Origin of the sequence: Pseudomonas sp. OTU5201 (genome assembly GCF_038440135.1) — a bacterium.
Classification (GTDB): domain Bacteria; phylum Pseudomonadota; class Gammaproteobacteria; order Pseudomonadales; family Pseudomonadaceae; genus Metapseudomonas; species Metapseudomonas resinovorans.
The window spans coordinates 59879-78617 of sequence record NZ_JASATC010000017.1 but is presented as its reverse complement, the minus strand read 5'-3'; the positions used below and the strand labels follow the sequence as shown (position 1 = coordinate 78617).

Sequence of the window (18739 nt, the reverse complement as noted above, 5' to 3'; positions counted from 1 at the left end):
TATTCGCCAAGGGCAGCGCAGCTGCCCCCTGGGGCCTCGAAGGGCAGACCTTCGGCCTGCTTGGCGAATGAATTCGCCCCTACAGGTTGAAATCGCCCCGACAGGAAGGTTTCGTCCCTGCGGATATCGGTCAGCTAGTCCTCTCGGACGTGGGCGCCTGCGCGCGCACCCCCTAGCCTCTCCCCATCGAGAACCGACAAGCGAGGCAGCCATGGGCGACCCGATGGATTTCAGCGGCAAGGTGGTACTGGTGACCGGTGGCGGCAAGGGTGTGGGGCGCGGTATCAGCCAGCGCTTCCTCGAACAGGGGGCGCAGGTGGTGATCTGTGGCCGCAACGCCCCTGACGACCTACCGGCCCATGACGGCCGCCAGGCGCTGTTCCTGCCCTGCGACGTGCGCGACATGGATCAGCTGCAAGGCCTGGTGGATGCCATTGTCGAGCGCTGCGGGCGCCTGGACGTGCTGGTCAACAATGCTGGCGGCGCCCCCCATGCGGATGCCGCCACGGCTTCGCCGCGTTTCTCCGAGTCGATCATCCGCCTGAACCTGCTGGCCCCGCTCAACCTCTGCCAGCTGGCCAACCGGGTGATGCAGCGCCAGCCCGAAGGCGGCGCCATCATCAACATTTGCAGCGTCAGCGCCGTCCGCCCCTCCCCCGGCACCGCCGCCTATGGCGCGGCCAAGGCGGGGCTGCTCAACCTGACCCGCTCGCTCGCCGTGGAATGGGCACCAAAGGTGCGTGTGAATGCGGTGACCGCCGGCCTGATCCTTACCGAGCAGGCCGAATTGCATTACGGCGATGTCGAAGGCGTTGCGCGGGTGGCGGCGGGGATTCCGTTGCAGCGCATGGCCAGCCCCGAGGACATTGGCGATGCCTGCCTGTACCTGGCATCACCGATGGCGGGGTATGTGAGCGGAGTGGATATCTGCGTGCACGGTGGCGGGGAGAAGCCGGTGTTTCTGCAGCAGGCGGGGGTGAACTGACGACGAGTCGTTGGGCTTCGTTTCGCTGAGCCAAGCGAAGCCCAACAGCCTTAACGCTCCACCATCGAATGCGCCCTGAACACCGTCTCGACGATCTTCCAGCGTCCATCGATGCAACGATAACGATCCTGGTAGACCCCACCCAGTTGCCGCGTGGCGCCGGTCTCGGCGTCGAGGTTGAAGTAGTAGAGCGCCCAGCGCGCCTCGGCCTCATCCTCGGCGACCAGTTCGATCTCCGGGTTAGCGCCATGGTGAAGGTCGATCACCCGCTCGTTGCAGGCCATCGATTGGTAGAGCGCGACGAAGCTGTCACGCTCCTGGAAAGTACCCACCGGACCATAGTCGATGGTGATCTCGCCCTCGGCGAAACAGTCACGGATCGCCTCCACCTCCTTGAGGTCGCAGGCATTGAAGTAGCGGTGCTTGAGTTGGCTGATGGCGGCCAGCGCCTCCAGCCGGGCAATGCGTTGCTCGATGCTCATGGCGCGTCCCTCTCGACCAGGTTCGTTTCTCCCCAGTAGGCCTTCATGGAGCAGATCAGGCCGTCGGCGTCGAACTCCATCACGTCGATTACCTGGATGGAACAGGCGCGGCCGTTCCAGTCCAGGTCAACGCAGAAGGGAACCGCGCCGCTGCCGGCATGACTGGCCGATACCGGACCGGTGCGGCGGGCCCGGGCGTTGGCGCGCCCCAGTCCCTCGCGGTAGAAGCGGTCGATGGCCTCGATGCCCACATGGGGCGGGCTGCCCACCGGGTCTTCCACCGTGGCATCGACGGCATAGAGCGCGATGATGCCGTCGATATCACAGACATCCACCAGCTCGACGTAGCGAGCCATGATTTCCTGTACCTGCTGCGGACTGATCATTGGATTTTCCTCACGCCACTTCAAACAGGGCGGCGGCACCCATGCCGCCGCCAATGCACATGCTCACCACCACATAACGCAGACCCCGGCGCCTGCCCTCGATCAGCGCATGTCCAACCATGCGTGCGCCGGACATGCCGAAGGGGTGGCCGATGGCGATGGCGCCGCCGTTGACGTTCAGACGCTCGTCCGGAATCCCCAGGGTGTCGCGGCAGTGGATGACCTGGCAGGCGAAGGCCTCGTTCAGCTCCCACAGACCGATGTGGTCCATGGAAAGGCCGTGGCGCTTGAGCAGCTTGGGAATAGCGAAGACCGGACCGATGCCCATTTCGTCGGCATCGCAACCGGCCACCGCCAGGCCACGGTAGAAGCCCAGGGGCTCCAGGCCACGGCGTTCGGCCTGTTGCGCGCTCATCAGCACCGAGGCACTGGCGCCATCGGAAAGTTGCGAGGCGTTGCCGGCGGTGATGAAGCGCCCGGCACCGGTCCACTGCCCGCCCTGCCAGACCGGTTCCAGGGCGCTCAGGCTTTCGCGGGTGGTGTCCGCGCGATTGCACTCGTCGCGGACCAAGGTCACGGTTTCGTGGCGGCTATCGCCGGTCGCTTTGTCCATCACCAGCTTGCGCACAGCCAGCGGCGCCAGTTCGGCGTCGAACCGGCCGGCGCCCTGGGCCAGGACGGTGCGCATCTGGCTCTGGTAGCTGTACTCGTCCTGCGCCTCACGGGAAATGCCATAACGCTCGGCAACGATTTCCGCCGTCTCGATCATCGGGATATAGGCACGTGGGTCCTGCGCCAGCACCGCCTCAGACTGGTTGCGGTAGCTGTTCTTGTGCTTGTTCTGTACCAGCGAGATGGACTCCAGGCCACCGGCGACGGCGATGTCAATTTCATCGCACATGATGCTCTTGGCGGCCAGGGCGATGCTCATCAGCCCCGAGGAGCACTGGCGCTCCACGGCCATGCCGGACACGCTGGCCGGCAGTCCGGCGGCGGTCGCACAGAGGCGACCGAGGTTGTAGGCCTGGGTGCCCTGCTGGGCGGCGGCGCCCATGATCACATCGTCCACTTCGCCCGGCTCGACGCCCGCACGGCGCAGCGCCTCGCGCACCACATGGCCGCCCATCAGCGGCGCCTCGGTGTCGTTGAAGGCACCGCGGAAGGCCTTGCCGATGGGGGTGCGGGCGGTGGATACGATTACGGCTTCTTTCATCGCTGACTCCAGATTCTTCAATGTCCTGTAGGGGCGAATTCATTCGCGCCTACAAGGAAGGCAAGCCTCAACCTGCCGGGTAATACCGACTGATGGTGTCCACCACGCAACCGGGGCGGTCTTCGCCCTCGATTTCCACGCTGACGCGGATGGCGGCCTGGATGCCGCCCTTCACTTCTTCGGCGGCGATGAGTTGCGCACTGCCGCGCACACGGCTGCCGGCGCGGACCACATTGGGGAAGCGGACCTTCTCGCAGCCGTAGTTCACCCCCATGGCAATGCCGCGCACCTCGACTATCTGCGGCAGGAACAGGTTGACCAGGGCGAGGGTCAGGTAGCCGTGGGCGATGCACGCACCGAAGGGGCCAACGGCGGCGCGCGCCGGGTCGACGTGGATCCATTGGTGGTCGCCGGTGGCTTCGGCGAACTGGTCGATGCGCGACTGCTCCACACTCAGCCAGTCGCTGTGGCCCAGCTGTTCGCCAACGCGTTCCAGCAGGGCCACCGGGGTGTCGAAGATCGTTGCCATGCTCAGGCCCTCTGGCTGGAAACCGACAACACTTCGCCGGTCATGTAGGAGCTGTAGTCACTGGCCAGGAACATCATCACGTTGGCCACTTCCCAGACTTCCGCGGCACGGCCAAAGGCTTCGCGAGAGGCGAGCTGGTCCAGCAGCTCCTTGGGCGCGGACTTCTTCAGGAAATCGTGCAGGGCGATGCTCGGGCTCACCGCGTTGATGCGGATGCCGTGCTCCGCCGCTTCCACCGCTGCGCAACGAGTCAACGCCATGACGCCGGCCTTCGCCGCGGCATAGTGGCTCTGCTCCTTCTGGGCACGCCAGCCGAGCACGGAGGCGTTGTTGACGATCACCCCGCGTTGCCGGGCAATCATCGTCGGCAGCATGGCGCGGGTCATGCGCATGGTGCCGGTGAGGGTCACGTCGAGGACGCGGTTCCACTCCTCGTCGCTCATCTCGACCAACAACCGCGAACCGCCCAGGCCGGCGTTGTTGATCAGTACGTCGACGCCGCCCAGATCGCGTTCGGCGGCAGCCACCAGGGCCTGCACCTGCTCCTCGGACGTGACGTTGCATTCTCGGGTGTAGACCCGGTCCAGCCCGGTGGCCTCGCGGATCTTCAGTGCCGCTTCCTGCAGGCGGCCCTCATGGATGTCGCTGATCATCAGCGCCCGGCAGCCTTCCTCGGCAGCGCGCAGGGCGGCGGAAAAACCAATACCGGCCCCCGCGGCGGCGGTGATCAGCACCGACTTGCCGCGCAGCAGGCCATGGCCGGGAACGTAGGTGGGAGTACTCATGCAAGGTCCTCGGATCAGGCGCGCACACGCGGCTCGCGGGGCATGCCCAGCGCGCGTTCGGCGATGATGTTGCGTTGGATTTCGTTGGTGCCGCCGTAAATGGTGTCGGAGCGGCTGAAGAGGAACATCGATTGCAGGCGCCCCAACTGGTAGGGGCCGCCCTCCAGCAGTTCGGCGTCTGGGCCGAGCACGTCCATGGCCAGCTTGCCCAGGGCCACGTGCCAATTGGACCAGCACAGTTTGTAGATCATCGCCTCGCGGCGCAGCGAGCCGTCCTGGGCGCCGGAGAGCATGCGCAAGGAGTTGTAGCGCAGGATACGCAGTCCGCTCCAGGCGTCGGCGATGCGCTGGCGCAGCAGCGGGTCGCGGGCGGCGCCGTTGGCGCGGGCAATGCGGATGATTTCCTCCAGTTCGTTCTGGAACAGCATCTGCTGGCCAAGGGTGGAGACGCCGCGCTCGAAGCCCAGCAGGGCCATGGCGATCTTCCAGCCATCGCCCGGGGCGCCGAGGATGTTACAGGCGTCGGTGACGGCCTCGTCGAAGAACACCTCGTTGAATTCCGAGGTGCCGGTGAGCTGCTCGATGGGCCGCACCGTAACGCCCGACTGGTGCATCGGCACCAGCAGGAAGGACAGGCCCTGGTGCCCGACGCTGCCCGGCTCGGTGCGGGCGATGACGAAGCACCATTCGGATTCGTGCGCCAGGGAGGTCCAGACCTTCTGGCCGCTGATGCGCCACTGGCCGTTCTCCAGCACCGCCCGGGTCTTCACGTTTGCAAGGTCGGAGCCGGCCCCCGGCTCCGAGTAACCCTGGCACCAGAACTCGGTGCCGGCGACGATGCCCGGCAGCAGGCGGCGTTGCTGTTCATCGGTGCCGAAGGCGGCGATGGTGGGCCCGGCCAGGCCTTCGCCGATGTGCCCCATGCGGCCCGGTCCGCCGGCACGGGCGTACTCCTCGTGGAAGATCACCTGCTGGCTGATCGACAGGCCGCGCCCGCCATGCTCCGGCGCCCAGCCCACGCAGGTCCAGCCGCCTTCGGCCAGCTTGCGCTCCCAGGCTTTGCGCGCTTCGGGAAAGCTGTGCTCATCACCCGGGCCACCGCGAAAGCGCAGGACTTCGAACTCACCGCGGAGGTTGTCGGCAAGCCAGCCGGCCACGTCACGGCGGAAGACCTCATCCGCCTCACTGAAACTGATCTTCATACGATCTCCCCCAGAAGGGCCGCGGCAATGCGCTCCCGGTGCCAGGACGGCGCGCCGAACAGGGCTTCACTGGCCCGGGCGCGCTTAAAGTAAAGGTGCGGGTCGTACTCCCAGGTGAAGCCGACGCCGCCATGCAACTGGATGGACTCCGCCGCGCAGTGGAAGAAGGCTTCCGAACAACGCGACTTGGCCAGGGCAGCGGCCAGGGGCAGCTCGGCGGCGACGCCCTTGTCGCCATTCGGCGCCAGGGTTTCCTCGGCCACGCAGGCGGCGTAGAGGACCGCCGAGCGTGCGCATTCCACTTCCAGCATCATGTCGGCGGCGCGGTGCTTGATGGCCTGGAAGCTGGCGATGGCGCGACCGAACTGCTGGCGCTCGGCGGTGTAGGCGAGGGTCAGGTCCAAGGCCTGCTGGGCACCGCCGACCTGCTCGGCAGCCAGGGCCACGCAGGCCAGTTGCAGGACCTGCTCCAGCAGTTCACCGCCCTGCCCCGGCTCGCCCAGGTGGGCCTCGGCCGGTAGGTACACCTGGCTGAACTCAACCTCGGCCAGCTTGCGGGTCTGGTCAAGGGTCGGGGTGAAGCGGCGGTGGACGCCGGGCGTCTCGGCGGGGACAGCGAACAGGCCGATGCCCTGCCTGCCGCGCGCGGCGACGATCAGCAGGCCGGCGCTGTGGCCGTCCACCACCTGGCGCAGGCAGCCATCGATGACGAAGCCACTACCCTCGACGCGGTAGCTCGCCTGCACTGCATCCAGGCCGTTGCGGTTATTGCTGGCGAAGGCCAGGGTGGCGGTCAGGCTGCCATCGGCCAGCTGCGGCAGCCAACAGGCTTTCTGTTCCTCACTGCCGCCCAGCAACAACGCCGGGGTGGCCAGGCAGGCACTGGCGAAGAAGGGCGAACAGAACAGCCGGCGACCCATTTGCTCAAGCAGGATGGCCAGCTCGACGAAACCCAGTCCGAGGCCGCCGTATTGTTCGGGGATGTGGATGGCCGGCCAGACCATCTCGTTGCATAGGCGCTTCCAGAGCTCGGGGTCATGCCCCAGCTCGGTGGCCATGGCCGCTCGCACCGCGGCGGAATCGGAAACGTCCGCGAGAAAGCTCTCGGCGGACTCGCGGATCATCTCCTGCTCATCGCTGAACGCGAATTCCATAAGGCTGCCTTTTTGTGATTCTTGGGGCTGGCAAGGAGTCTGGCGACTTGCGCCGGGCGGGGAATCGTCCGGATGGACGACGGGGAAGGTGTGGGCGTCAACATGTAGGTTGGGTAGAGCGCAGCGAAACCCAACACGGGATCAGGCAGGTGATGACATGCTGATGGCCTGCGCAAGGGATATGCCCCGGGGCGGGGCATTCAGTGAAGTACGTGGAGAGGGACTGGATGGATCTGTTGGGATAGTCGCGGTGGTGGTTCGCGGCCAGAAGAAGGCATTAGAGTAGGAAAAATAGATCTGTCCCAAGATCTGTCCCCTTTTCCTCCTCGAGCACTAAAAGTGTGATCCAGACAATCAGCCTTTTCATGATTCGTCCTTGTCTTGAGGGGCTCTTACCACGAGCCATAGGGAATCCCGTGCTTCTCGATGTAGGTCTTGGATGCAGGTTCCAATGGCAAGGCATACCGGCCGCCGCTCCGACCTCCATCCGGTCCTTGTTTCACCACCGTGCCCTGTACCCGTGCCACGTCGAGTGCTGACAGGCACGGTCCCATGAGCCAGACCCTGGCAATGCCGCCCGGGGCAAGGCCAATCGTGAGCATCTTGCGATAGTCGGTAATCCACTTAGCGTCGGCCAGGCAGAACGCCTTCTCCCCCTTCACCATCGCCTGCCGGGCGGCCTCGGGGATGACGATGTAAGCCTCATAGGTCTGGGGCTCGGCCAACGACTGCCAGCGCACGTAGATCAACCGTGGCAGGTCGGCACCCAGTACCTGCTTGCCTGCACCAGCCCCAGGCCGCTCCGGCCAACCGCGAGGATTACCCTTGAGGTCTTTCGGGGTATTGATCGCGGCGATCCCGCTCATGGCACGGCGAAAGACGCGGTCCTGCACGTCCACCGCATCGGCGGTCTCGATCCACACTTCCATGTAGTTGGGCGCGAACAAGCCCAGCCGCCAGGAGTCGTAAGGCAGCTGGTGAGCACCATTGGCACAGCCGGCCAACCAGAACAGCAGCCCCAAAAGCAGCATGGCCCTGAGCTTACTCATTGGGGGGCTCCACTCGCCGCCGGTCTTCGGCGGGGCGGTTGATGAACACCGCCTCCAGCGCGCTGCCGCATTGGTGTTAGCGGGCGCTTACCACGAGCCATAGGGAATCCCGTGCTTCTCGATGTAGGTCTTGGATGCAGGTTCCAATGGCAAGGCATACCGGCCGCCGCTCCGACCTCCATCCGGTCCTTGTTTCACCACCGTGCCCTGTACCCGTGCCACGTCGAGTGCTGACAGGCACGGTCCCATGAGCCAGACCCTGGCAATGCCGCCCGGGGCAAGGCCAATCGTGAGCATCTTGCGATAGTCGGTAATCCACTTAGCGTCGGCCAGGCAGAACGCCTTCTCCCCCTTCACCATCGCCTGCCGGGCGGCCTCGGGGATGACGATGTAAGCCTCATAGGTCTGGGGCTCGGCCAACGACTGCCAGCGCACGTAGATCAACCGTGGCAGGTCGGCACCCAGCACCTGCTTGCCCGCGCCAGCTCCTGGCTCCTTTGGCCACCCGCGTGGATCGCGTTTGAGGTTCTTCGGACGCTGGGTCGAGGCAATCCCGTCCATGGCGCGGCGAAAGACCCGGTTTTGTACATCCACCGCGTCAGCGGTCTCGATCCACACGTCCATGTAGTTGGGGGTACCGAAACCCAGTCGCCAGGAGTCGTAGGGCAACCGGTGGGCGCCGTTGGCACAGCCTGCCAACCAGAGCATCAACCCCAGTGACAGCATCGCCTTGAACCTATTCATTGGGGTGCTCCTTGCGCTGCATACCCTCGGCCGGACGGTTGACAAACACGACGTTCAACGCGCTGTTGTTCCAGCCCTTGGTGGCATTCCAGTTCGCCGAGAGATGGATGTAGCGGCGGCGCAGCAAGGCGATTTCCTCGCCAGTGAGCGGGGTGAACGTTTCCCGCAGGGCAAAGGCCTGCAATTTGGCAGCGATGGGTTGCAGCTCGCTGGGCAAAGCGAATGCCTGAGTGTGGGGTACCGCTCTAAATGCAACGCCGGCACGCACCGCCCATTCACGCATGATACGCAGGTACACCAGCGACAGTTCGCCTCGCACGTCACGCTCGCTGGAGATGGCGGCGTATACGCGCTTTTCTGCCTGGGTGTCCCGTGCACGGTGGCGGGTCTGCACCGACCAGGTGACGATGTCGAGCCCCTCGGGTGGTACATAGGCCAGCCAGCGGCGCGCCTCCTGGTTGAAGCGCTGCCGGGTACGGAAGAAGGCCGCACTGCGCTCGTTGGCGAGCCGGTCGATTTCGAGGCTGCTGTCCGGCTTGCTCAACAGCAGCTTCTCCCTGGCCAGAGGCAGGTAGCCGCCACCGATATCCGAATGGGAGCCCGGAAGCACGATGTTCTCTTCGGCTTCGACCAGGGAGAAGTTGTGGCGATACTCATCAGCGGCAACCAGGTGGATCACCTGGTGGGCCGCGCCAGGGGCGAGCCGCAGGTCGAGTCCGGGGTTGTCAGCATTGTGCGGGCTGAAATCGAAGCTACCCAGCGAGACGATGCCGGGCACGGTGTCGAACAGCCCTATGAAGTTGAGGATGACGTCACTGCGATGGCGCCAGGCGAACCCGGTAGCCAGAAAGGGGGAGCCGGCGGGCAGCGCCCGGGCCAGCAGACTGTTCCGCCCCTTGAGCAGGTCGTTCGCGCAATGCCGTGCCGCCGCCGCACCTCGGCTAAAGCCGAACAGGTCGATCTCGATCCGACGGATCTTGACGTGGGAATTCGAAGTTCTGAATCGACGCAATTGCTCCATGAACAGAGCCGGCATCTGTTCGACTCGCGCTACCACGCCGGTCTCGCCCTGGCCAGTGCCCTGGCTGTAGAGAGAATCGCCCAGACCGCTGTGGGTGCCGATGCCTTCGAGATAAACCTTGAGATAGGCCTCTTCGGCGCCAGGCGGCAGTTGCATGAGCGTGTCGTCCGGATAGAGAGCGTAGAGACGCGCGACATTGCTGACATCGTTGCCGTAGCTGTTGTCCGGCGTGTTGCCCTTGCCGTCATAACCGAGGGCCGCACAGCGCTGACGAACATCCTCGGCGGCTTCCGACGTCAGGCCTACATCGGAGGCCCAACAGCCCGCCGCCGCCTCGCTATTGGCCTGGTTGTTGCCGGTGCCGTCGAAGAACAGGCCCAGGCGCAGCACGATGCCCGTCTCTTCCAGCTCCTCCTCTTCTTCCTCCTCTTCCAGCAGGTTGTTCACGGTGGGCTTGGGAGCGGCGCTCGAGGGTGTCGCGGCAAGCGGCGCCGTTGCCACGGCGGGGGCTGGAGCGGGCCTTGCCTTGGCCTTGGCTTCACCGCGATCCGATTGGTAGGTGGCGCTGAACAACGATGGCAGCAACTTGGCCCTGCACGGGCAGCCGCTGAGGCTATCCAGTGTGCCCGCCACCGGGGCCCCGTGGCTGGAGATGAACGAGACTCCGCCGATGATCCGGTAGACCTTTCCGTCCTTGCCGCAGGAGACCCGATCCCCCTGGCGAGCATGGGCGATGCCGAACATCATGACGCGGGTATCTGCTTCCAGCACGGTGCCACCGCAGGTGGTCTTGTCCCCCAGACGAATGAAATAACCAGTAGCCACTGAGTTCTCCCTCTACCAGGTGCCCAACGCAGATAGAGCCCTGTTTCGTTGACGATGGAGGCACCGGCTCAGGGGTGAGCGAGGTGCCTAGCCAAAGGCTCAGTGGCTGGCGTGCGGTGGGTAAATAGGAGACGTCTGAACGCAATGAAGGCGGGGTCGGAAGCAACGGGTGGAATACAGAGTTGCTCTTGGCGAATGAGTTCGCCCCTACAGCGTTGGGGAAGTTTGGTGCGGGGGTTGTTCGCGAGCAGAGCTCGCTCCTACGGAAGAGCCGCGCGCCGGCATAGGGGCAACGAGTTGCCCTTGGCGAATGAATTCGCTTCACGAGGAATGTAGCCCGGATGGAATTCGGGGATGGCGGTAGGGTACGCCGTACGGGTATGGCCACGCGGTGCGCGCGGCACACCCTACGGTCGTGTGGGTTAGCTGCCGTAAACCTTCTGCGCCGGTACGGCTTCGATCAGCAGTTGTTCGATCACGGCGCCCAGTTCCTCCGGTTGGAAGCGAGCGCCCTTGTCAAACTCGGGGCCGCGGCGCCAGCCGTCGGCGATGGAGAGTTTGCCGCCTTCCACTTCGAACATGCGGCCAGTGACAGCCTGTGAGGCTTCGGAGCCCAGCCAGACCACCAGGGGCGCGACGTTTTCCGGGGCGAAGTAGTCGAAGCCGTCCTCGGGCCTCTTCATCACCTCGGCGAATACGTCTTCGGTCATGCCGGTGCGCGCGGCCGGGGCCAGGGCGTTGGCGGTAATGCCGTAGCGCGCCAGTTCGGCGGCCTGCACCAGCGTCAGGGAGGCGATACCGCCCTTGGCAGCGGCATAGTTGGACTGACCGATGGAGCCCTGCAAGCCGGCACCGGAGCTGGTGTTGATGATCCGCGCCTTCACCTCCACGCCGCCCTTGGCCTGCTCACGCCAGTGCTTCACCGCATGGCTGGCCAGGCAGAAATGGCCCTTCAGGTGCACGGCCATTACCGCATCCCAGTCGGCTTCGGTGAGGCTCGCGAACATCCGGTCGCGGCAGATGCCGGCGTTGTTCACCAGCACATGGAGGTCGCCGAAAGCTTCGATGGCCTGGCGGACGATTTCACCGGCAGCGGCGTATTGGGTGATGTCGCCGTTGTTGGCGATAGCCTGGCCGCCGTTAGAGCGGATCTCGGCGACCACCGCTTCGGCGGCGGGTAGGTTGATATCGTTGACCAGTACCTTGGCGCCTTCGGCGGCGAAGGCCAGTGCATAAGCACGGCCCAGCCCGCCGCCGGCGCCGGTGATGATGACGGAGCGGGATTGGCAGATTGGCATGGGGAATTCTCCGGTGAGTTCGTGTGGGGGTTGGCTGCCCTCACCCCAGCCCTCTCCCAGAGGGAGAGGGGGTTTGTCCGTGCAGTGGTTCTAGAGGCGCTCGATGATGGTCACGTTCGCCTGGCCACCGCCTTCGCACATGGTCTGCAGGCCGTAGCGGCCGCCACTGCGCTCCAGTTCGTGCAGCAGGGTGCACATCAGCCGGGTGCCGGTGGCGCCCAGGGGATGGCCGAGGGCGATGGCGCCACCGTTGACGTTGGTGCGCTCATGCGGGTAGCCAGTCTCCTTGAGCCAGGCCATGGCCACCGAGGCGAAGGCTTCGTTGATCTCCACCCGATCGATGTCGTCCAGCTTCATGCCGGCACGCTTCAGCGCGTACTCGGTGGCCGGGATGGGCGCGGTGAGCATCCACACGGGGTCGTCGGCACGCACGCTGATGTGGTGGATGCGCGCGCGGGGCGTGAGGTTGTAGCGCTTGAGCGCCGCCTCGGAGACCACCAGCAGCGCACTGGCGCCGTCGCAGGTCTGGCTGGAAACGGCGGCCGTGACACGGTCGCAGCCGAACAGGGTTTCCAGTTCGGCCATTTTGTCGAGACTGGTCTGGCGCGGGGTTTCGTCGTGCTCGACACCGGCCAGCGGCACGATCTCTCGAGCAAAGCGGCCCTGCTCGATGGCGCGCAGGGCGCGGCGGTGGGACTCCAGGGCGTAGGCCTCCAGGGCCTCGCGGCTCAGGCCCCACTTTTCGGCGATCATCTGCGCGGCGCGGAACTGGGTCGGCGGCACCTTGCCATAACGCTTCACCCAGCCTTCGGAGCCGGAGAAGGGATCGGTGAAACCCAGCGGCTCGGCGGCCGTCATGGCCGAGGAGATGGGAATCTGCGTCATGGTCTGCACGCCGCCGGCGATCACCACATCCTGTGTACCGCTCATCACGGCCTGGGCGGCAAAGTGCACCGCCTGCTGGGACGAACCGCACTGGCGGTCGATGGTGGTGCCGGGCACGGCCTGGTCAAGGCCGGCGGCCAGCCAGCAGGTGCGGGCGATGTCCCCGGCCAGCGGGCCGATGGTGTCGACGCAACCAAAGATCACGTCGTCGTAGTCGACATCGGGAATGGAGTTACGGGCGACCAGTTCGCGCAGCACATGGGCGCCGAGGTCAGCGGCATGGATCTGGCTCAGGCCACCCTTGCGCCGGCCGGTGGGGGTGCGCAGGGCGTCGACTATGTAGGCTTCGGGCATGGCAGTCTCGAATGGTCAGGATTGGAGTGACGAATGACTAGAAGGTATTGCCAGCCCCGGGCTGGACGTGACCATCGAACAGCGCCTGGCGAATCCGTGCCTTGTGCCAGCCACGGTCGCCCCAGACCTTGTCCAGGGCCCAGGCGCGTTTCATGAAGAGTTGCAGGTCCACCTCCCAGGTGTATCCCATGGCGCCATGGGTCTGGATGGCGTTCTTCGCCGCCAGCAGGGCGGCCTCGGCGCAGGCGAGACGGGCGTGGGAAACCTGCACGTCCTGGTCCGCAAGCCCTTGGGCGACGGTATAGGCAGCGCGGTACAGCGGCCCCTTGGCGAACTCGATCTGCACCGCGACGTTGGCCATCAGGTGCTTCACCGCCTGGAAGGAACCCACCGGCTTGCCGAACTGCTTGCGCTCGAAGCTGTAGTCCACCGCCAGGTCCACCATGCGTTTGGCCAGGCCCAGCAACTGGGCGGCGGTGCCCAGGGCGCCACGGTTCCGCGCAGCGGCCCACAGCGCCCTACCCTGCTCGCCGCCTGCCACACAGGTGGACGGACTCGGCGTCCAATCGACACGGAACAGCTGGCGGCTCGGGTCCACCGATTCATTGCGGGTGAGCTGAACCTGATCGGGCAGCACGGCGTGTACCTCGTCCCCATGGGGCAGGAGCAACAGCCCGGCCACATGGGCATCGGCCACCAGCGGGTTGCCCGGCTCGCCCACGGCAAGGCGGGCCTTGCCTTCGGCGATGCGGGTCAGCCATTCGCCTTGCAGGTCGAGCTGGTTCGGCAGTGCGGCGAGCAGGGGCACGCCGATGAGCATGGTGTCCACCAGTGGCTCGGGCAGGCCGGCGTAGCCGCACTCCTGGGCCAGCAGGATGAAGTCCAGCTCGTTCATGCCCAGGCCACCGAACCCGTCCGGCACGGTCAGTGCGGTGAGGCCGAGTTCAGTGAGTTGGCCCCAGAGTTCGTCGCTGCGGCCGCTCCCGGTTTGCCAGAGTTCGCGGATGCGCTCCGGAATCACTTCGTTGGTGAGAAAGGCACGCACGTTGTCCTGGAACAGCAGTTGGTCGTCGCTGAATGTGAAGTCCATGGCGCGCTCCTCAGGCTCGCGGCATGCCGAGCATGCGCTCGGCGATGATGTTGCGTTGGATCTCGTTGGTGCCGGCGTAGATAGGCCCGGCCTGGGCGAACAGGAAGCCGTCCAGCCAGTGGCCGACTTCGCCGGCATCCGGCGCGTGGGGCAGCAGTTCGCCGCGCAGTCCGAGGATCGACAACGCCGTCTCGTGCATGCGCTGGTCCAGCTCGGACCAGAAAATCTTGTTGGTGGAGGATTCCGGACCGATCTTGCCGCCCTTCACCAGCCGCGACGCCGTCATGTAGGTGTTCAAGGTGTAGGCCTCGGCGTCCATCCAGGCGCGCATCACCGCTTCGCCGATCGCCGGGTCCAGGTCGGCCTGTTCACGGTTGGCCAGGTAGAGTTGCACCAGGCGCCGCGCGGTTTCCTGGAAGCGCGCTGGCGAGCGCAGCATCAGACCGCGCTCGAAGCCGGCGGTGGACATCGCCACATGCCAGCCCATGCCCTCCCCGCCCAGGACGTTATCCACAGGCACTTCCACGTCGTCGAAGAAGATTTCGGCGAAGCCCGGCAAGCCGTTGAGCTGCTGGATGGGTCGCACGGTAATGCCGGGGCTGTTCAGTGGCAGCAGGATGAAGGTCAGGCCGTGGTGGCGGCTGGACTGCGGGTCGCTGCGGAACAGGCCGAACAGCCAGTCTGCCCAGACGGCGCGCGTAGACCAGGTTTTCTGGCCATTGATCACATAGACATCGCCCTTGCGCTCGGCACGGCAACGGATGGCCGCCATGTCCGAACCGGCATTGGGCTCGGACCAGCCCTGGGCCCAGATCTCTTCGCCCGTGGCCATCTTCGGCAGGAAGCGCTCCCGCTGCGCGGCGGTGCCGAACTCCATCAGGGTCGGGCCGAGCAGGAAGATGCCGTTCTGGTTCACCCGTGCCGGCGCGCCAGCGCGGTAGTACTCCTCTTCGAAGATCAGCCACTCGATCAGGTCGCAGCCGCGTCCGCCAAGTTCCTTCGGCCAGGTCACCATGCCCCAGCGACCTTCGTTGAGTTTCGCTTCCCAGGCACGGTGCTGGCGGAAGCCTTGTTCGCAGTCGAAGGATTGCAGCGTCTCGGCTGGCACGTTGGCCGCCAGCCAGACGCGGGCTTCCTCACGGAAGGCCTTCTGTTCAGGTGTGTAGGTCAGGTCCATGAGCTCATCCCTTGAAGGTGGCGGTGCGCTTGTCGACGAAGGCATCGCGGGCTTCCTGGGAATCCAGCGAGCGGTAGGCCTGCAGGGTGAATCCCTGCTCCCAGCGGTACTTGTCTTCGAGGTTGCCGTCCTCGATGCCGGTCAGCGCCTCCTTGGCGAGGGCGATCATGGCCGGGCTCTTGGCGGCGATCTTGCGCGCGATCTCAAGGGCTGCCCCGCGCAATTCGGCACGCGGCACTACGCGCTCAACCGCGCCCAGGCGATAGGCCTCGGCGGCATCGATCATGTCGCCGGTGAAGTACATGTGGCGCACCTTCTGCACCGGGAACAGACGCTGCAAATGCGCGCCGCCGCCCATGGCGCCGCGGTCGACCTCGGGCACGCCGAAGCGCGCGCAGTCGGAGGCGACCAGGATGTCCGCCGCCCCGCAGAGGCCGATGCCGCCGCCGAGGACGAAACCGTGCACGGCAATGACCACCGGTTTGGGATTGCGGTGGACGGCCTTGAAGCTGTCGTAGTTGCCCTTGTTCACCGCGACTATCAGGTTGCCGTCGGCGGCCAGTTCCTTGATGTCCACGCCCGCGCAGAAACCACGACCCTCGGCGCGGATGACGATGACCCGAACCTCGGGCGACTCACCCAGGTGCTCGAGTTCGGCGGCGATGGCCGCCCAGCCTTTACTGTCGAAGGCGTTCACCGGCGGATGGTCGAAGACCATCTCGGCAATGCCGTTATCGATGCTCACGTGAAATGGACTGCTCATCCGGCTACCCCTTAGTTGTTCGATTTGTCGGTCACGCGGCGGCACAGCTCGGCGAGCCGCTGCTCGGCCTGCTGCACGATGGATTCGATGAGCTCGGCGCAGCCCGGCAGGCTGTCGATGCTGGCGGCGATCTGTCCGGCGGGAAGCACACCCGCTGCCGGTTGGCCGTCGACCATGGCTTTCTGGATCACCATGGGCGCGTTGGCGGCCATCAGTGTCTGGGCGGCGGTGAGGCCATCGCTGCCACCGAGCTTCAACGCGCTGCCCAGCAACTGGGCGATACTCGCGCCGCTGTGACGGCGGTAGGCCAGTGCACTGCGCAGGGCCAGCAACAGGCGTTTCAGACCGCCTGAACGTTCCAGGCTGTCGAGCAATTCGTTGCGGATCATCCGTTGCGGCATGCCATCGATGGCGCGGCTGATGATGATGGCGGCTGGGTCGCGGACTTTCAGGTAGCGATCCAGGGTGGCCGGGGGCACAGGACTTTCGGCACTCATCAAAAAGCGCGTGCCCATGGCGATGCCTTCGGCACCGAGCGCCAGGGCCGAGACCAGGCCGCGACCGTCCTTGAAGCCACCCGCGGCGACCACGGGCACGTCGACGGCGTCCACCACCTGGCCGAGCAGGATGGCGGTCGGCACCGAGCCGGTGTGACCGCCGCCCTCCCCGCCCTGCACGGTCACCGCGTCGGCACCCATCTCCACGGCTTTCACCGCGTGCTTCAGCGCACCCACGGTGGGCATGCAGACAACGCCAGCATCCTTAAGCCGGGTGATCATCGCCTTGCCCGGCGAGCGGCTGTAGCTCACCGCACGCACCTGGTGGCGCAATACCAGTTCGACGATCTCGCCGGCATTGGCCTGGTACATGTGGAAGTTGACACCGAAGGGCTGGTCGGTCAGCCGCTTGGTTTCGAGGATGGCGGCTTCCATCTGGTGGGGCTCGATGGTGGCGCCCGCGAGGAAGCCGAAGCCGCCGGCATTGCCGGTGGCGGCCACCAGTTTCGGATCAGCCACCCAGCCCATGGCGGTCTGGATGATCGGGTAGCGGCAACCGAGCAGGCGCGTCAGGCGGGTGTCGAGGGATATCGCCATCACGCCTCCGACGGGTTGCGCTGGGACTGGGCCATGGCGCGGGCGTCATAACCGCCCAGCTTGTCGCCACTGACCAGTTCGTTGTGTACGTGGGCGAAGTGATGCAGGCCGAACACCATGTCCATGGTGGCGCGCTTGCCCATCAGGTCCTCGGCGTTGTTCACCGCCTGCTTGGTCAGCTGCAAACCCAGGCGCGGCATCTGCGCGATGCGCCGAGCCACATCCAGGGTCACGTCTTCCAGCACGTCGCGCGGCACCACCTTGTTGACCATGCCCATCTGGTAGGCGCGCTCGGCGCCCATGCGCTCGCCGAGGAAGAGGAACTCCTTGGCGATGCGCGGGTTCAGCTCATGCACGTGGGCGAAGTACTCGACGCCGGGGATGCCCATGCGCACCACGGGATCGGAGAAGAAGGCATCGTCCGAGGCAACGATCAGGTCGCAGACCCAGGCCAGCATCAGGCCACCGGCGATGCAGGCGCCCTGGACCATGGCGATGGTCGGCTTGGGCATATCGCGCCAGCGCCGGCACATGCCGAGGTAGACCTCCTGTTCACGGGCATAGAGGAACTCGCCACCCGGCTTGCCCACGTGGTCGTACCAGAGGCTGGCGCGGTCGAAGCTTTCGTGCACGTCGCGGCCCGGCGTGCCGATGTCGTGCCCGGCGGAGAAGTGCTTGCCGGCACCCCGCAGCACGATGACCTTGACGCTGTCGTCGTCGCAGGCACGGCGGAAGGCCGCGTCCAGGGCATAGGTCATGCGCGAGTTCTGCGCGTTGTGGTACTCGGGGCGATGCATGGTGACCAGGGCCAGCGGACCCTGCACCTCGTATTGCACCACCTCTGCTTCGGCCTGTTCTTGGTTCATCTGCGCGGCTCCGCCTCAGTGGGTCGTGGCCCGGGCGCGCACGCCCGGCGGGTTGTCCTTGAGCTGGCTGGCGCGCAGGTTGTGCGGGTCCAGTTGCTGGATGAGGATCAGTTGTTCGAGGGTCGGTGCGGCGGTGGTCGGAATCTCGTCCGGCACATGCAGCGGAAAGCTGGTGGCGGCCTGCACGTCTTCCGCCGTGACACCGGGGTGCAGGGAGCGGATACGCATCTGCCGGCCGGGGCCCTGGAAGTCGAGCACGCAGAGGTCAGTGACGATCAGGCGGATGTCGATCTCGTCCAGGGACCAGCCACGGGCCAGGCGTTCGGGGTTGTAGCCAACCGAGGCCACCACATCCACCTCGCCGTCGACGAATACCCGCTTGTTGTGGCTGGACACCATGAAGGAGTTGGCGTGGCTGATGGAGTTGCCGGGGAAGCCACGCACCCCGAGCATCTGCGACTTGGGTCTGGCGTGGTCGCCGATGCAGGAAATGTTGGCCTGGCCGAAGCGGTCGATCTGTACCGGCCCTACCAGGGCATGGCGCTTGCCGCTCCAGACGTTGTCGAAGATGCGCGAGAAGCCCATCCAACTGTCGAACTTCGGCTGGTAGCCGCCGCGCGGCCCAACCGGTACCGGCTCGGCGACCATGAAGGCTTCGGAGTCGGTCATCATCAGGTCGGCGTTGCTGTTGAGCATGGCAAGCGACGCGGCCAGGCGCTGCAAGACGCCGATGCCCGTGGCGAGCACTTCGCCGTCATGGGTAAAGGCCTCGGCGGCAGCGCAGATCATCAGTTCGGCGAGGCTGTAGGGTTGTTTGGTGGCAGTCATCTCAGCGTC

Annotated in this window: 19 protein-coding genes; 1 reads left to right on the top strand and 18 read right to left on the bottom strand. The window is 65.6% G+C overall.

Going from position 1 to position 18739, the window contains the following annotated elements; translation table 11 throughout:
• The first annotated feature begins 211 nt into the window (after positions 1 to 211).
• Positions 212 to 985: an SDR family oxidoreductase gene (locus tag AAHM40_RS12845; RefSeq protein WP_342244985.1), complete on the top strand. Its 774-nt coding sequence runs from the start codon at positions 212 to 214 to the stop codon at positions 983 to 985.
• A 50-nt stretch (positions 986 to 1035) separates the two neighbouring features.
• On the opposite strand, the gene AAHM40_RS12840 is transcribed toward AAHM40_RS12845, so the two are convergent.
• The 18 genes from AAHM40_RS12840 to AAHM40_RS12755 form a co-directional block, all read right to left on the bottom strand.
• Positions 1036 to 1467, bottom strand: coding sequence for a nuclear transport factor 2 family protein (locus AAHM40_RS12840; RefSeq protein ID WP_342244984.1), 432 nt, complete (start codon positions 1465 to 1467; stop codon positions 1036 to 1038).
• Positions 1464 to 1853, bottom strand: a complete 390-nt coding sequence (locus tag AAHM40_RS12835) for a nuclear transport factor 2 family protein (RefSeq protein WP_342244983.1) — start codon at positions 1851 to 1853, stop codon at positions 1464 to 1466. The genes AAHM40_RS12840 and AAHM40_RS12835 overlap by 4 nt, the downstream gene beginning before the upstream one ends.
• Positions 1854 to 1863: 10 nt before the next feature.
• Positions 1864 to 3066, bottom strand: a complete 1203-nt coding sequence (locus tag AAHM40_RS12830; protein WP_342244982.1) for an acetyl-CoA C-acyltransferase — start codon at positions 3064 to 3066, stop codon at positions 1864 to 1866.
• 67 nt (positions 3067 to 3133) lie between these two features.
• Entirely contained in the window at positions 3134 to 3595 is a 462-nt protein-coding gene (locus AAHM40_RS12825) for a MaoC family dehydratase (protein ID WP_342244981.1), read from the bottom strand.
• A 2-nt stretch (positions 3596 to 3597) separates the two neighbouring features.
• Complete coding sequence (locus AAHM40_RS12820; RefSeq protein ID WP_342244980.1) at positions 3598 to 4380, bottom strand: SDR family oxidoreductase; 783 nt, start codon at positions 4378 to 4380, stop codon at positions 3598 to 3600.
• Between the two features lie 14 nt (positions 4381 to 4394).
• Positions 4395 to 5582, bottom strand: coding sequence for an acyl-CoA dehydrogenase family protein (locus AAHM40_RS12815; RefSeq protein ID WP_342244979.1), 1188 nt, complete (start codon positions 5580 to 5582; stop codon positions 4395 to 4397).
• A complete protein-coding gene (locus AAHM40_RS12810) occupies positions 5579 to 6736 on the bottom strand; it encodes an acyl-CoA dehydrogenase family protein (RefSeq protein WP_342244978.1) in 1158 nt (385 codons plus the stop codon). Before AAHM40_RS12810 ends, AAHM40_RS12815 begins: the two co-directional genes overlap by 4 nt.
• A 392-nt stretch (positions 6737 to 7128) precedes the next feature.
• Positions 7129 to 7785: a DUF2931 family protein gene (locus tag AAHM40_RS12805; RefSeq protein ID WP_342244977.1), complete on the bottom strand. Its 657-nt coding sequence runs from the start codon at positions 7783 to 7785 to the stop codon at positions 7129 to 7131.
• An 87-nt stretch (positions 7786 to 7872) separates the two neighbouring features.
• Complete coding sequence (locus AAHM40_RS12800) at positions 7873 to 8529, bottom strand: DUF2931 family protein (protein ID WP_342244976.1); 657 nt, start codon at positions 8527 to 8529, stop codon at positions 7873 to 7875.
• Positions 8522 to 10375 carry a PAAR domain-containing protein gene (locus AAHM40_RS12795; protein WP_342244975.1) on the bottom strand — a complete coding sequence of 618 codons (1854 nt, stop codon included), beginning with the start codon at positions 10373 to 10375 and terminating at the stop codon, positions 8522 to 8524. Before AAHM40_RS12795 ends, AAHM40_RS12800 begins: the two co-directional genes overlap by 8 nt.
• A gap of 422 nt (positions 10376 to 10797) precedes the next feature.
• Complete coding sequence (locus AAHM40_RS12790; RefSeq protein ID WP_342244974.1) at positions 10798 to 11673, bottom strand: SDR family oxidoreductase; 876 nt, start codon at positions 11671 to 11673, stop codon at positions 10798 to 10800.
• Positions 11674 to 11763: 90 nt separating this feature from the next.
• Entirely contained in the window at positions 11764 to 12912 is a 1149-nt protein-coding gene (locus AAHM40_RS12785; RefSeq protein ID WP_342244973.1) for an acetyl-CoA C-acetyltransferase, read from the bottom strand.
• Between the two features lie 37 nt (positions 12913 to 12949).
• Positions 12950 to 14002, bottom strand: coding sequence for an acyl-CoA dehydrogenase family protein (locus tag AAHM40_RS12780; RefSeq protein ID WP_342244972.1), 1053 nt, complete (start codon positions 14000 to 14002; stop codon positions 12950 to 12952).
• A 10-nt stretch (positions 14003 to 14012) separates the two neighbouring features.
• A complete protein-coding gene (locus tag AAHM40_RS12775) occupies positions 14013 to 15179 on the bottom strand; it encodes an acyl-CoA dehydrogenase family protein (protein ID WP_342244971.1) in 1167 nt (388 codons plus the stop codon).
• 4 nt (positions 15180 to 15183) lie between these two features.
• Positions 15184 to 15942 carry an enoyl-CoA hydratase family protein gene (locus tag AAHM40_RS12770; RefSeq protein ID WP_342244970.1) on the bottom strand — a complete coding sequence of 253 codons (759 nt, stop codon included), beginning with the start codon at positions 15940 to 15942 and terminating at the stop codon, positions 15184 to 15186.
• Between the two features lie 11 nt (positions 15943 to 15953).
• Positions 15954 to 17036: an NAD(P)H-dependent flavin oxidoreductase gene (locus AAHM40_RS12765; protein WP_342244969.1), complete on the bottom strand. Its 1083-nt coding sequence runs from the start codon at positions 17034 to 17036 to the stop codon at positions 15954 to 15956.
• A complete protein-coding gene (locus AAHM40_RS12760; protein ID WP_342244968.1) occupies positions 17036 to 17902 on the bottom strand; it encodes an enoyl-CoA hydratase in 867 nt (288 codons plus the stop codon). Before AAHM40_RS12760 ends, AAHM40_RS12765 begins: the two co-directional genes overlap by 1 nt.
• A gap of 15 nt (positions 17903 to 17917) precedes the next feature.
• Positions 17918 to 18730 (bottom strand): CoA-transferase subunit beta, encoded by an 813-nt coding sequence (locus AAHM40_RS12755; RefSeq protein WP_028628162.1) that lies wholly within the window; start codon positions 18728 to 18730, stop codon positions 17918 to 17920.
• Positions 18731 to 18739 lie beyond the last annotated feature (9 nt).

Bases quoted from the DNA above. Each gene is read 5' to 3' on its own strand.
- AAHM40_RS12845 (WP_342244985.1), top strand. From the start codon at position 212: ATGGGCGACCCGATGGATTTCAGCGGCAAGGTGGTACTGGTGACCGGT.
- AAHM40_RS12840 (WP_342244984.1), bottom strand. From the start codon at position 1,467: ATGAGCATCGAGCAACGCATTGCCCGGCTGGAGGCGCTGGCCGCCATC.
- AAHM40_RS12835 (WP_342244983.1), bottom strand. From the start codon at position 1,853: ATGATCAGTCCGCAGCAGGTACAGGAAATCATGGCTCGCTACGTCGAG.
- AAHM40_RS12830 (WP_342244982.1), bottom strand. From the start codon at position 3,066: ATGAAAGAAGCCGTAATCGTATCCACCGCCCGCACCCCCATCGGCAAG.
- AAHM40_RS12825 (WP_342244981.1), bottom strand. From the start codon at position 3,595: ATGGCAACGATCTTCGACACCCCGGTGGCCCTGCTGGAACGCGTTGGC.
- AAHM40_RS12820 (WP_342244980.1), bottom strand. From the start codon at position 4,380: ATGAGTACTCCCACCTACGTTCCCGGCCATGGCCTGCTGCGCGGCAAG.
- AAHM40_RS12815 (WP_342244979.1), bottom strand. From the start codon at position 5,582: ATGAAGATCAGTTTCAGTGAGGCGGATGAGGTCTTCCGCCGTGACGTG.
- AAHM40_RS12810 (WP_342244978.1), bottom strand. From the start codon at position 6,736: ATGGAATTCGCGTTCAGCGATGAGCAGGAGATGATCCGCGAGTCCGCC.
- AAHM40_RS12805 (WP_342244977.1), bottom strand. From the start codon at position 7,785: ATGAGTAAGCTCAGGGCCATGCTGCTTTTGGGGCTGCTGTTCTGGTTG.
- AAHM40_RS12800 (WP_342244976.1), bottom strand. From the start codon at position 8,529: ATGAATAGGTTCAAGGCGATGCTGTCACTGGGGTTGATGCTCTGGTTG.
- AAHM40_RS12790 (WP_342244974.1), bottom strand. From the start codon at position 11,673: ATGCCAATCTGCCAATCCCGCTCCGTCATCATCACCGGCGCCGGCGGC.
- AAHM40_RS12785 (WP_342244973.1), bottom strand. From the start codon at position 12,912: ATGCCCGAAGCCTACATAGTCGACGCCCTGCGCACCCCCACCGGCCGG.
- AAHM40_RS12780 (WP_342244972.1), bottom strand. From the start codon at position 14,002: ATGGACTTCACATTCAGCGACGACCAACTGCTGTTCCAGGACAACGTG.
- AAHM40_RS12775 (WP_342244971.1), bottom strand. From the start codon at position 15,179: ATGGACCTGACCTACACACCTGAACAGAAGGCCTTCCGTGAGGAAGCC.
- AAHM40_RS12770 (WP_342244970.1), bottom strand. From the start codon at position 15,942: ATGAGCAGTCCATTTCACGTGAGCATCGATAACGGCATTGCCGAGATG.
- AAHM40_RS12765 (WP_342244969.1), bottom strand. From the start codon at position 17,036: ATGGCGATATCCCTCGACACCCGCCTGACGCGCCTGCTCGGTTGCCGC.
- AAHM40_RS12760 (WP_342244968.1), bottom strand. From the start codon at position 17,902: ATGAACCAAGAACAGGCCGAAGCAGAGGTGGTGCAATACGAGGTGCAG.
- AAHM40_RS12755 (WP_028628162.1), bottom strand. From the start codon at position 18,730: ATGACTGCCACCAAACAACCCTACAGCCTCGCCGAACTGATGATCTGC.